The 12442-nt window shown below is 74.6% G+C and carries 9 protein-coding genes; 8 read left to right on the top strand and 1 reads right to left on the bottom strand.

The window, feature by feature from the left end; translation table 11 throughout:
* Positions 1-669: 669 nt before the first annotated feature.
* Complete coding sequence (locus ABZ885_RS10665; RefSeq protein WP_360186138.1) at positions 670-1821, bottom strand: TDT family transporter; 1152 nt, start codon at positions 1819-1821, stop codon at positions 670-672.
* 71 nt (positions 1822-1892) lie between these two features.
* Between ABZ885_RS10665 and ABZ885_RS10670 the strand changes: the two genes are divergently transcribed.
* The 8 genes from ABZ885_RS10670 to pyrE all read left to right on the top strand — a co-directional run bounded on the left by ABZ885_RS10670 (position 1893) and on the right by pyrE (position 12342).
* Entirely contained in the window at positions 1893-2864 is a 972-nt protein-coding gene (locus tag ABZ885_RS10670; RefSeq protein ID WP_360186141.1) for a LysR family transcriptional regulator, read from the top strand.
* Positions 2865-2947: 83 nt separating this feature from the next.
* Complete coding sequence (clpB, locus tag ABZ885_RS10675) at positions 2948-5554, top strand: ATP-dependent chaperone ClpB (protein ID WP_360186144.1); 2607 nt, start codon at positions 2948-2950, stop codon at positions 5552-5554.
* A 230-nt stretch (positions 5555-5784) separates the two neighbouring features.
* On the top strand, positions 5785-6348 hold the full coding sequence (locus ABZ885_RS10680; RefSeq protein ID WP_360186147.1) for a YbjN domain-containing protein: 564 nt from the start codon (positions 5785-5787) through the stop codon (positions 6346-6348).
* A gap of 118 nt (positions 6349-6466) precedes the next feature.
* Positions 6467-7627: a pyridoxal phosphate-dependent aminotransferase gene (locus tag ABZ885_RS10685; RefSeq protein WP_360186149.1), complete on the top strand. Its 1161-nt coding sequence runs from the start codon at positions 6467-6469 to the stop codon at positions 7625-7627.
* A gap of 484 nt (positions 7628-8111) precedes the next feature.
* On the top strand, positions 8112-8639 hold the full coding sequence (locus tag ABZ885_RS10690) for a DUF2617 family protein (protein ID WP_360186152.1): 528 nt from the start codon (positions 8112-8114) through the stop codon (positions 8637-8639).
* A gap of 256 nt (positions 8640-8895) precedes the next feature.
* The gene (locus ABZ885_RS10695; protein ID WP_360186161.1) at positions 8896-10419 is read left to right on the top strand and encodes a polyamine aminopropyltransferase; all 1524 of its coding nucleotides are present in this window, start codon (positions 8896-8898) and stop codon (positions 10417-10419) included.
* A 164-nt stretch (positions 10420-10583) separates the two neighbouring features.
* On the top strand, positions 10584-11726 hold the full coding sequence (locus ABZ885_RS10700; RefSeq protein WP_360186155.1) for an SRPBCC domain-containing protein: 1143 nt from the start codon (positions 10584-10586) through the stop codon (positions 11724-11726).
* 79 nt (positions 11727-11805) lie between these two features.
* Complete coding sequence (gene pyrE, locus ABZ885_RS10705) at positions 11806-12342, top strand: orotate phosphoribosyltransferase (RefSeq protein ID WP_360186158.1); 537 nt, start codon at positions 11806-11808, stop codon at positions 12340-12342.
* The last annotated feature ends 100 nt before the right edge of the window (positions 12343-12442 follow it).

A 12442-nucleotide genomic window follows, 5' to 3' on the forward strand; every position in this document is an offset into this window, starting at 1 on the left:
CGGATGGGTCTCGGATACGCCTGTGCTCCGGGTACGCGCCGCGGGGGTGCCGGGCGCGCCGGGGGTGCGCAGCTCACCGGTCGTGATCCCGGTACCGTGCGCCGCACGCGATCACGGTACTGCGAACCGGCAGACCCCCGGGTCCCGGGTGCCGTCGCACGCCGGGAGGCCGGGGGCCGCCGGTGCCACGCCAGGGTCAAGGCGCTTCCGGCGAGGCGGAGCAGCAACGCCTCGCTGGATCCGGTTCCGGGGGCCATCACCACACATGGCGTCCCGGCCGGCGCTCTTCCCCCCGATATGCAGGTACGGACGTACCTCTCGCATCCAGTTCTGAAGAGCAAGTCACCACCATCGGGCTGCGGTTGCCCGGCAACCCTGGCGTGGCTTCCACCCTCACAGCGTGACGGCCGGTGAACAAGTGCCGCCCGAGTGCATGTTCTCGCAATTGCAGGAACCTGCAGCGGCCGCGCGGCGCGATCGGCCGCCGGGCTGCCCGGCGGCTGGCAAACGCGCTGGTCAGAAGGGTGCTTCCGCGGAAACCGGCCGTCCGGTCGTTCGGTCGCGAGAGGGCGGTCATTCGGTCGCAACACGGCGGTCATTCGGTCGCATTGCGCCGGTCACCCCGGCGTCGTCGTGGCGGCCGCGCCGGACAGCCCGGCGGGCAGGCTCTCAGCGGGCCAGCAGCCGCCCGCCGGCCAGGCCGGCCACGGTGCCGCGGGCGGCGACGGCCCAGGCGGCGAGCAGCAGGACGAAGAGCCCGGCCGCCAGGTAGGTGAAGCCCGCGAAGCCGGTGTGCCGGGCGAGCGCGGAGGCGCCGGTGACGCAGGTGCCGACCGGGAAGGTGTACGCCCACCAGGTCATCGCGAAGGTCATCCCGGCCCGGCGGGCACGCAGGTTGGCGGCGACGGCGACGGCGAGCCAGAGCATCGCGACGCCGAGCACCGCGACGCCGTACAGCCCGGCGAGGGCGAGCGCGGCGGGGGCGAGCCGCGGGGTGACCGGGCGGGCGGCGTCGGCGAGCTGGTGGACGGCGGTGGTGGACTGGCCGAGCGGGCCGAGCACCAGGAAGAGTGCCGGGGTGAGCGCCGGGGCCGGCGGCTTGCTGTGCAGCAGGCCGGTGAGCACCACCGGCAGCAGGGCGAGGGTGGCGAGCAGGCCGACGCCGAGCAGGGCCCAGCAGCCGTACAGCATGGCCTGCTGCGGGGTGCCGGCCGGCAGGTGCGGGACGAGCGCGGGGCCGGTGGAGGCGGCGACCAGCGGGGCGACCACCGGCAGCAGCCAGGTCGGGTTGGCCTCCAGCGCGGAGAGCCGGTGCCGGGTGATCATCAGGTACGGGATGCCGGCCGCGACCGCCAGCGCGTACAGCGTGCCGGCGCCCCAGAGCACCGCGTCGACGGCGACGGCGGGGCCGGTGCCGATCACCCGCGAGCCGAGCACCAGGGTGCCGAAGCCGACCGAGAGCAGGGCCATCGGCGGACAGCCGTAGAAGACGGCGGTGGCCGGGGTGTCCAGCAGGTGCCGGCGGGCGGCCGCCCGGTGCCGGGTGAGGTGGACCAGCCGGGCGGCGCCCAGCGCCAGCAGCGCGGCCAGCCCGAGGCCCCACATCAGCTCGCCGAACCCGGTCAGCCCGGGCAGCCGGACCGGCAGGGCCGCGGCGCCGTTGCCGACGATCGCCGTCCCCATCACCGCGGCGTACCAGTTGGGGCCCAGCTGGGCGAGGTCCGGGCGGGCGAGGCGGCGGGCGGAGGGACGGCCGGGACGACGGGCGGGGGAACGGGGGGCGCCGAGCAGGGGCCGGGGGCGGTTGATCACGGTGGCCATGCCGTCCACCGTGCCCGCGCGGGGCCGGCGCCGGTAGCGCCCGGCACTCTATGAGGGCATAGCCTGAGCCTATGGCCCTCTCCCCCCACGTCCCCGAGCTCGGCGCGCTGGAGCTGCTCCTGGCGGTGGCCCGGCTGGGCAGCGTCGGCCGGGCGGCGGCCGAACTGGGGGTGAGCCAGCCGACCGCCAGCGCCCGGATCAAGGGCATGGAGCGGCAGATCGGCGTCCCGCTGCTGGACCGCTCGCCGCGCGGCAGCCGGCCGACCGAGGCGGGCCGGCTGGTGGTCGAGTGGGCCCGCCAGGTGGTGGAGGCGGCGCAGGCCCTGGACGCCGGGATCGACGCGCTGCGCGAGCGGCGGGACGCCCGGCTGGTGGTGCTGGCCAGCCTGACCGTCGCCGAGTACCTGATGCCGGGCTGGCTGCTGGCGCTGCACGCGAGCAGCCCGGGAACCGCGGTGACGCTGCGGACGGCCAACTCGGCGGACGTCGCCGGGCACGTGCTGGCCGGGGAGGCCGACCTCGGCTTCGTCGAGGGCCCGTCGACCCCGCCCGGGCTGGCCGGCGCGGTGGTGGCCGCCGACCGGCTGGTGGTCGTGGTCGCCCCCGGGCACCCGTGGGCCCGCCGCCGGACCCCGCTGACCGGGACGGAGCTGGCCGCGACCGCGCTGGTGCTGCGCGAGCCCGGTTCGGGCACCCGGGAGGTGCTGGAGATGGCGCTGACGCCGTTCGGGGGTGCGGCGCGGCCGCGGCTGGAGCTGGCCTCGTCCACCGCGCTGAAGGCGGCGGCGATGACCGGCGCCGGGCCGGTCTGCCTGAGCGAGCTGGCGGTGGTGGAGGAGCTGGCGACCCGGCGGCTGGTGGAGGTGCCGCTGGCGGAGGAGCTGGACCTGCGGCGCCCGCTGCGCGCGGTCTGGCCGGCCGGGCGGCGGCCGAGCGGCCCGGCCCGGGAGCTGCTGACGCTGACCCGGCGGACCGGCTCCGACCCGGAGGCCCGGCCGCGGCCGCGGAAGAGTTCACCGAAAAGTCGCGCCGAAGAGGATTGAGAGAAAGTTGAGCGGAATAGACTCAACTTAGTGCATGCTGTAGACAGCAGCATGCAGCCATCAGCGAGGAGGACACCCCAGCAGTGGACGCCAGCAAGTTCACCACCAAGACGCAGGACGCCCTGTCCGCCGCCATCCGGCAGGCCGGCGCCGCGGGGAACCCGGACGTCAAGCCGGTGCACATCCTGACCGCCCTGCTGGAACAGCCCGAGGGCATCGCCAGGCCGCTGCTGGAGGCGGTCGGCGCGGACGTCTCCCGGACCGGCACCGAGGCCCGTCGGCTGCTCGCCGCGCTGCCCAGCGCGATGGGCTCCACCGTCGCCGCCCCGCAGCTGGCCCGCGACACCCTCGCCGTGCTCACCGAGGCCGGCAAGCGCGCCGACGACCTGGACGACCAGTACGTCTCCACCGAGCACCTGATGGTCGGCCTGGCCGCCGAGGGCGGGGCCGTCGCCGAGCTGCTGGTGCAGCAGGGCGCGACCCCGAAGGCGCTGCTCGCCGCGTTCAAGGACGTGCGCGGCAGCGGCCGGGTCACCTCGCCGGACCCGGAGGGCACCTACAAGGCGCTGGAGAAGTACGGCACCGACCTCACCCAGGCCGCCCGGGACGGCAAGCTCGACCCGGTGATCGGGCGGGACCAGGAGATCCGCCGGGTCGTCCAGGTGCTGTCCCGGCGCACCAAGAACAACCCGGTGCTGATCGGCGAGCCCGGCGTCGGCAAGACGGCCGTGGTCGAGGGCCTGGCCCAGCGGATCGTGGCCGGCGACGTGCCGGAGTCGCTGCGCGGCAAGCGCCTCGTCGCGCTGGACCTCGGCGCGATGGTCGCCGGCGCCAAGTACCGCGGCGAGTTCGAGGAGCGGCTGAAGGCCGTCCTGAACGACATCAAGCAGAGCGACGGCCAGGTCGTCACCTTCATCGACGAGCTGCACACCATGGTCGGCGCGGGCGCCGGCGGCGACTCCGCGATGGACGCCGGCAACATGCTCAAGCCGATGCTGGCCCGCGGCGAGCTGCGGATGGTCGGCGCCACCACCCTGGACGAGTACCGCGAGCGGATCGAGAAGGACCCGGCCCTGGAGCGCCGCTTCCAGCAGGTGCTGGTCGGCGAGCCCAGCGTGGAGGACTCGATCGCCATCCTGCGCGGCCTCAAGGGCCGGTACGAGGCGCACCACAAGGTGCAGATCTCGGACGCCGCGCTGGTCGCCGCCGCCACCCTGTCCAACCGCTACATCACCTCGCGCTACCTGCCCGACAAGGCGATCGACCTGGTCGACGAGGCGGCCTCCCGGCTGCGGATGGAGATCGACTCCTCCCCGGTCGAGATCGACGAACTCCAGCGCTCCGTCGACCGGTTGCGGATGGAGGAGCTGGCCCTGGAGAAGGAGTCCGACCCGGCCTCGGTCGAGCGCCTCTCCCGGCTGCGGCGCGACCTCGCCGACAAGAACGAGCACCTGAGCGTGCTCACCGCCCGGTGGGAGCAGGAGAAGAAGAGCCTCAACCGGGTCGGCGAGCTCAAGGAACGGCTGGACGACCTGCACAGCGCCCTCGAACGCGCCCAGCGCGACGGCGACTTCGAGCGCGCCTCCAAGCTGATGTACGCCGAGATCCCGGCCGCCGAGCACGAGCTGGCCGAGGCCCAGGAGCGCGCCGCCGACCAGGACGCCTCCACCTCGATGGTCAAGGAGGAGGTCGGCCCGGACGACGTCGCCGACGTGGTCGCCTCCTGGACGGGCATCCCGGCCGGCCGGCTGATGGAGGGCGAGAGCGCCAAACTCCTGCGTATGGAGGAGGAGTTGGGCCGCCGCCTGATCGGCCAGAGCGAGGCCGTCCAGGCCGTCTCGGACGCGGTGCGCCGCACCCGCTCCGGCATCGCCGACCCGGACCGGCCGACCGGCTCCTTCCTCTTCCTCGGCCCCACCGGCGTCGGCAAGACCGAACTCGCCAAGGCCCTGGCCGACTTCCTCTTCGACGACGAACGGGCCATGGTCCGGATCGACATGAGCGAGTACGGCGAGAAGCACTCCGTCTCCCGCCTGGTCGGCGCCCCGCCCGGCTACGTCGGCTACGAGGAGGGCGGCCAGCTCACCGAGGCGGTCCGCCGCCGCCCGTACAGCGTGGTGCTGCTCGACGAGGTGGAGAAGGCCCACCCCGAGGTCTTCGACGTGCTGCTCCAGGTGCTGGACGACGGCCGGCTCACCGACGGCCAGGGCCGCACGGTGGACTTCCGCAACGCGATCCTGATCCTCACCTCCAACCTGGGCAGCCAGTTCCTGGTCGACCAGGCCACCCCGGAGGAGAAGAAGAAGGCCCTGGTGCTGGACACCGTCCGGGCCGCGTTCAAGCCGGAGTTCCTCAACCGCCTCGACGACATCGTGGTCTTCGACCCGCTGGGCACCGCCGAGCTCAGCCGGATCGTCGACCTCCAGGTGGCCAGGCTCGACGAGCGGCTGCGGGAGCGCCGGCTCACCCTCCGGGTCAGCGAGGCCGCCCGCGACTGGCTGGCGCTCACCGGCTACGACCCGGCGTACGGCGCCCGGCCGCTGCGCCGGCTGGTGCAGTCCGCCATCGGCGACCAGCTGGCCCGGGCGATCCTCTCCGGGCAGGTGCACGACGGCGACACCGTCCTGGTCGAACGGGACGAGGACGGCGACCGCCTCACCGTGCGTGGCCGCGGGCCGCTGGAGAAGTAGCCCGCCGGGGCTCCGGCGGCGGTGGGCCGCCCCTTCGCGGAGGGGCGGCCCACCACCGTGTTCACCCTCGGTGTCCGCCGCCCCGCACCGGCGTCCGGCGGCCCTCCGCGACAAGATCCTTCTCCGCGGGTGCCCCTGTGAGGCAGGGCCCGGATGAGGCAGGATGGGAGGTGGAGAAAAGGGCGGCCTCTCATTGCCGGCCACCACGTGCACTGAGGAAGAGGACCCCCATGAGCATCGACCCGTCGTCCATCCCGTCGTTCGGCGTTCCCCAGGGCGGGCAGCCCGGCGGCCAGGGCGGCCGGCCGGCCGGCCCGCCGCCGATCATCGTTCCGGACCAGGCGCTGGTGACCCAGCTGCTGGACCAGATGCAGCTCAAGCACGTCGTGGACGAGGAGGGCGACCTCACCGCCCCCTGGGAGGGCTTCCGCGTCTACTACATGTTCCGCGGCGAGCAGAAGGAGCTCTTCGCGGTCCGCGCCTTCTACGACCGCGCGTACCCGCTGGAGACCAAGCCCGAGATCCTCGACCTGATCGACGAGTGGAACCGTGAGACCCTCTGGCCCAAGGTCTACACCCACACCCACGAGGACGGCGTGGTCCGCCTGATCGGCGAGGCCCAGATGATCGTCGGCACCGGCGTGAACCTGGACTACTTCGTCACCACCACGGCCAACTGGACCCAGGCCGCCGTCGGCTTCGAGCAGTGGATCGTCGAGCGCCTCGGCCTGCAGAAGGAGATCGAGGGCGAGGAGGGCGACGGCGAGGCCCCCGAGGGCACCGACGAGGCCTGATCCTCCCCCGCTTCCCGGGCACGGCCCGCCACCGGCACTCCGGTGGCGGGCCGTCCTTGTCCGGCACCGCCGCCGGACCCGAGGATGGGCTCCCGACGACGAGGCGTGAGGAGCCGCAATGGGTACGAGGCCGCTGCTGAACCAGAGGCTGCACGGGCTGGGCACGACGATCTTCGCCGAGATGTCGGCCCTCGCCGCCGCCACCGGTTCGATCAACCTCGGCCAGGGCTTCCCCGACACCGACGGGCCGCGCGGGATCGCCGAGGCCGCCGCCCGCGCCGTCCTCGACGGCCGCGGCAACCAGTACCCGCCCGGCCCCGGCATCCCCGAGCTGCGCCAGGCCGTCGCCGAGCACCAGCAGCGCTTCCGCGGCCTGGCCTACGACCCCGACACCGAGGTCCTGGTGACCGCCGGCGCCACCGAGGCCATCGCCGCCGCGCTGCTCGCCCTGCTGGAGCCGGGCGACGAGGTGATCGCCCTGGAGCCCTTCTACGACTCCTACGCCGCCTGCATCGCCATGGCCGGGGCCGTCCGCGTCCCGCTCACCCTGCGCGCCCCGGACTTCCGGCCCGACCTGGACCGGCTGCGCGCCCTGGTCACCCCGCGCACCCGGCTGCTGCTGCTCAACTCCCCGCACAACCCCACCGGCCTCGTCCTCGACGCCGAGGAGCTGGCCGCCATCGCCGCCCTCGCCGTCGAGCGCGACCTGCTGGTCGTCACCGACGAGGTCTACGAGCACCTGGTCTTCTCCGGCGCCCACCACCCCATCGCCGCCCTCCCCGGCATGCGCGAGCGCACCGTCTCCATCTCCTCGGCCGGCAAGACCTTCTCGTTCACCGGCTGGAAGGTCGGCTGGGTCACCGCCGCCGCCCCGCTGGTCGCGGCCGTCCGCACCGCCAAGCAGTACCTCACGTACGTCAGCGCCGGCCCGTTCCAGTACGCCGTCGCCGAGGCGCTGCGGCTGCCCGACGACTACTACAACGGCTTCCGCGCGGACCTGCTCCGCAAGCGCGACCTGCTCGCCGCGGGCCTGACCGCCGCCGGCTTCCGCGTCTTCAACCCCGAGGGCACGTACTTCATCACCACCGACATCACCCCGCTCGGCGAGGAGGACGGCATCGGGTTCTGCCGCACCCTCCCCGAGCGCTGCGGCGTGGTCGCCATCCCCAACGCCGTCTTCTACGACGACCCGGACGCCGGCCGGCCGCTCGTCCGGTTCACCTTCTGCAAGCGGGTCGAGGTGCTGGAGGAGGCGGTCTCCAGGCTCAGCCGGCTCTGAGGACTCTGACGGCTCGGCGGAATGGCCCGCATGTCCTGACGTTTCGTCAACTTGCCCGACCGGCACCGGTGTTTGCTGCCGGTCGGGCATCCGTCATGCCCGCCCGGCAGGGCGCGGCGCTTCGTGCCCGCCCGCGCGCCGGGCGCACGGGCGGGCGGGGGCGTACGGGGCCTGCGGGCGGCGTGCGAGCGGAGTGCACGGCGCATAGGCCGGGGCCAGGGGCGCGCGCGGTGCAAAGTCGCACACCGGGTCGATCAGAGCCGGGAAGCAGGTGTGCCCGAAACGGTGAATGCTTCACAAAGTTGGGTAAATCACCGACGGACCCGGCGTATTCATGCTTCTCTGCTGCTGAATCTCCAGCCGGAATCCTTCCTTCCACGGTCGGCCGCGCCCTGGACCGCACAGCCACGAACAGCCTCGCCTTTGCCTGGGCCTCTCGATGCTGCTCGGCGGGCGCGCACGGAGCTGAAACGCGGAGCCGAGCATGCTCACCACACTGCAGACCTCCTACACGGACACCCGCGCCGGTGACCTGGCCTGGTGCCTGGGCGGCGAACCGCTGCCCGCTCTCGCGGTCCGCGACCTGAGACTGGACGGTGCCGGGCGTCCCGGTCCGCCCGGCACCCTGCAGCTGCGGCTGCTCGGCGCCTCCCACCAGGTGGTCATCGCCGCCGGACCGGGCGAGTGCCTGGAGACCGTCGCCTGCCTGCCCGGCCGGCGGACCCCACTGCCGGCCCGGGTGGCCAAACAGGTGGCCGGCTGGGAGTACGAGTTCGCGGCCCGGATCGAGGCGCTGCCGCCGCACGAGTTCGCCGCCCGGGCCCAGGAGTTGCTGGCCCTGGTCGAGGGGCACCCGCGCGGCCTGGCCGGCGTCTTCCCCGGCGACCCGAGCGCCTTCACCGCACTGGTCACCCAGGGCGGCACGGACCGGCTGCTCTGGCGCACCTGGCACGCCTACCCGCAGGAGGGACAGCTGGTCTGCACCCGCTCCTCCCTCGTGGTGTCCCGGTGAGCGCGGCGCCCGCGCCCGAGGCGGCCTTAGCCCGGCGCACCGCCCTTCGTTCGCACGCAGGAACGATCCGTCAACCCGACGTATCGCACTGTCCGTCGAACGGACGCAGCCATCCGTACCGGTCGTCGCCTAGCGTTTGTTCGTGATCAATCATCCGGCCGGTCCGCCCGCTCAGCCGGGACTCGGCCTCGACGACGGCAGCCCACCCCGGCCCGGGCGGAGCCTGAACCCCCTGCCCGCCCGCCGTCGGTGCCGGCTGCGGGCCCACCCCCGGCTCGCCCGGCTCACCGTGCTGCTGGCCGCGTTCGTCTGCGCGGCCTGCGGGCTCGTCTACGAGCTCGAACTCGTCGCGCTCGGCGGCCACCTGCTCGGGGACTCGGTCACCCAGACCTCCGTCGTGCTCTCGGTCATGGTGTTCGCGATGGGCCTCGGCTCGCTGCTCGCCAAGCGCCTCACCCGCCGCCCGGCCACCGCCTTCGCCCTGGTCGAGTGCGCGCTCGCACTGACCGGCGGGCTCTCCGTGCTCGCGCTCTACTGCTGCTGGGCCTGGATCGGCCGGTACCAGGCCGCGATGGTCGGCCTGACCTGCCTGATCGGCATCCTGATCGGCGCCGAGATCCCGCTGCTGATGACGCTCATCCAGCGGATCCGGCGGGAGGACGCCGGCCGCGCCGCCGCCGACCTGTTCGCCGCCGACTACGTGGGCGCGCTGATCGGCGGGCTGGCCTTCCCGTTCCTGATCCTGCCCGCGTGCGGGCCGGGCACCGGCGCCCTGGTCACCGGCGCGGTCAACGCCGTCGCCGGGGCCGCCGTCGTGCTCTGGCTGTTCCGCGAGGAGCCGGCGCCGCGGGTCCGGCTGCTGCTCTGGGGCTGCTGCGGGCTGGTACTGGCCCTCCTCGCCACGGCCGCCGCCTGGTCCGGCGTGATCGAACGGGCCGCCCGCAGCGCCCTGTACGGCGCACAGGTCCGCGTCGCCACTCACAGCCGCCTCCGGGAGATCGTGCTCACCGGTCCCGCCGAGGGCCCGCTGCGGCTCTACCTGGACGGGCGGCTCGCGGTCTGCGGCCCGGACGAGTACCGCGGCAGCGAGGCACTCGTCCACCCGGCCATGGCGGCCGGGCCGGACGCCCGGGTGCTGCTGCTCGGCGGCGGCGACGGGCTCGCCCTGCGCGAGGTACTGCGGCACGGCGGCGTCCGCTCGGTGCTGGTCGTCGACGGCGACCCGGCGCTCACCCGGCTCGCCCGGACCGACCCGGGCCTGTCCGCGCTCTCCGGCCGCTCGCTGGAGGACCCCAGGGTCCGCACCGCCGAGGCCGACCCGCTGGAGTGGCTGCGCAGCGTCCGCCCCACCGACCGCACCTTCGACGTCGTCCTCGCCGACCTGCCCGCGCCCTCCGAGGGCGGCACGGTGACCTTCCACTCGCAGGAGTTCTACGGCCTCGCCACCCGGCTGCTCTCCCCCGGCGGGCGGATCGCCGTCCGGGCCGGCGACGAGCAGAACGGCCTCTGGCAGGTCGAGTCCGGCCTGCGGGCGGCCGGCCTGCGGACCGTCCCGTACGCGGTCCAGGGCGGTCCCGCCACGAGCTGCCGGCCGGACGACGGCCGCGGCAGCCAGGCCTTCCTGCTCGCGGCCGCCGCCCAGCCCTCGGTCGGCCTCGCCCCGGACGCCCCGCCGCCCCGCGCCCTCACCGCCGACACCCTGCGCGCCGCCGCCTCCCGCCTCACCGCCCTCCGCCCCGCCCGCCCCCCGGCCGCCCTCACCCTCCTGGGCCCGCAGTGAGCGCCGCCCGCGGCCCGGACGGGCTCCGGACGGGCTCCGTGGGCTCCGGGCGGGTCCCGGACGGGTCCCGGAGGGGCGGGTGACCGGAGCCAGCAGGGAAGTCGGGACGACAGGTAGGGGCCACAGCGGGGACCACCGAGGGTTCGGTCGGTAGGCTCCGACTCATGGAGCATGAGGTTGTCGTCCCGATGCCGGCCGAGCTGGTCCGGCAGGCCCTGCAGGATCCGGCTCTGCTGGCCCGTTGCGTGCCGGGGCTGAGCACCGAGCCCGCCGCCGTCGGCAGCGGCCCCGCCGAGGAGATCGGCGGCCGGCTGAAGCTGCGGATCGGCACCTCGACCATCACCTACCGCGGCGTGCTCTCGCTGATCGAGGGCCGCGAGGGCGTGCTCACCGTGCTCGCCGAGGGCCAGGAGGCGCGCGGCAGCGGCGAGGCGACCGCCACCGTCCGGGTCAGCGTCGCCGACGGCGACGGGGACGGCACCGCGGTGGTCCGCTTCACCGGCGACCTGAGCGCCACCGGCCGGCTCACCGAGTTCGACGAGGAGACCCTCACCGCGGCCGGCCGCCGCCTGCTGGACCGGTTCGCCACCGCCCTCGCCTCCCCGGACGCCGAGGCGGCCGCGGACCTCGACACTGATGCGGACTCCGACGCGGAAGCGAACGCCGACGCCGACGCGGACACCGAAGCCGCCGCCGACGCCGGGACCGGCGCGGACACGGCCGAGACCGCCGAGACCACTGAGGCCGAGGAGACCACCGAGGCCGAGGACACCGAGGAGACCGCCGAGGAGGCCGAGGAGGAGGCAGAGGAGGCCACCGCCACCGTGCACTTCCTGGAGGACCGCCAGGACGAGCCCGGCGACGACCTGGAGGACGACCTCTCCGACCTGATCGCCTTCTCCGACGCCGACGCCGAGCGCTTCGGCCTCCCCGTCGGCGGCGACCGCGAGGACGAGGAGCAGGACGAGGAGTCCGCCTCCGCCGAGGGCCCCGCCGCCGAGGAGCAGTTGCCCGCCGAGCTGCCCTTCGAGTACGAGCAGGAGCCGGTGCTCGGCGGCCCGGTCCGCCGCAGCATCGTCGGCCGTTCCGCCGAGGAGGTGGACCACGCCCCGCCGCGCGGCCGCTACGCCCCCGCCCTGCCGGCCCGCAGCGCCCGAGCCCGTGCGGCCTCCCGCTGGGGCGGCGATGCCGGCGGCATCGTGGTGCCGGGCCCGGGCGGCCGCAGCACCGTGCCGTGGATGATCGGTGGCGGGGTCGCCCTGATCGGCGGCGCCGTGGTGCTGGTCAGGGCCCTGCGCCGGCGCTAGGAACGGTCCGGGCATCGGTGGATCCGGCTGGGGGGCCGCTCCGCCCCGATCCACCGGGCAGGGCCTAGACTGAACGCTCATGAGCAACGACCGCGACGCCCTGCTGGCACAGATCAAGGACAAGGCCGTCGTGCACGGCAAGGTCACCCTTTCCTCCGGCAAGGAGGCCGACTACTACGTCGACCTCCGCCGGATCACGCTGGACGGCCAGGCCGCCCCGCTGGTCGGCCGGGTGATGCTGGACGCGACCGCCCATCTGGAGTACGACGCCGTCGGCGGTCTGACCCTCGGTGCCGACCCGGTGGCCACCGCGATGCTGCACGCCGCCGCCGCGCGCGGCCGCGAGCTGGACGCCTTCGTGGTCCGCAAGGCGGGCAAGGCGCACGGCCTGCAGCGCCGGATCGAGGGCCCGGAGGTCAAGGGCCGCCGGGTGCTGGCCGTCGAGGACACCTCCACCACCGGCGGCTCGGTGCTGACCGCCGTCGAGGCGCTGCGCGAGGCGGGCGCCGAGGTGGTCGGCGTCGCGGTGATCGTGGAGCGTGGCGGCGCGGCCGCGGTCGAGGAGACCGGCCTGCCGTACGTCACCGCGTACACCCTGGACGACCTGGGCCTCTGAGGTCGCACGGCCTGCTGAGCCCGTACGGCCCGTACGCACAACGGCCGGGGCCGGTCCTGTTCCACGCGCGAGCCGACCTGGCCGAGCAGCACGGAGGGGC

Origin of the sequence: Kitasatospora sp. NPDC047058, assembly GCF_040643935.1 — a bacterium.
In the GTDB taxonomy this organism is placed as follows: Bacteria; Actinomycetota; Actinomycetes; order Streptomycetales; family Streptomycetaceae; genus Kitasatospora.

Bases quoted from the DNA above. Each gene is read 5' to 3' on its own strand.
- ABZ885_RS10680 (WP_360186147.1), top strand. From the start codon at position 5,785: ATGAGCATCGACCCGTCGTCCATCCCGTCGTTCGGCGTTCCCCAGGGC.
- ABZ885_RS10665 (WP_360186138.1), bottom strand. From the start codon at position 1,821: ATGGCCACCGTGATCAACCGCCCCCGGCCCCTGCTCGGCGCCCCCCGT.
- ABZ885_RS10690 (WP_360186152.1), top strand. From the start codon at position 8,112: ATGCTCACCACACTGCAGACCTCCTACACGGACACCCGCGCCGGTGAC.
- ABZ885_RS10685 (WP_360186149.1), top strand. From the start codon at position 6,467: ATGGGTACGAGGCCGCTGCTGAACCAGAGGCTGCACGGGCTGGGCACG.
- ABZ885_RS10670 (WP_360186141.1), top strand. From the start codon at position 1,893: ATGGCCCTCTCCCCCCACGTCCCCGAGCTCGGCGCGCTGGAGCTGCTC.
- pyrE (WP_360186158.1), top strand. From the start codon at position 11,806: ATGAGCAACGACCGCGACGCCCTGCTGGCACAGATCAAGGACAAGGCC.
- ABZ885_RS10700 (WP_360186155.1), top strand. From the start codon at position 10,584: ATGGAGCATGAGGTTGTCGTCCCGATGCCGGCCGAGCTGGTCCGGCAG.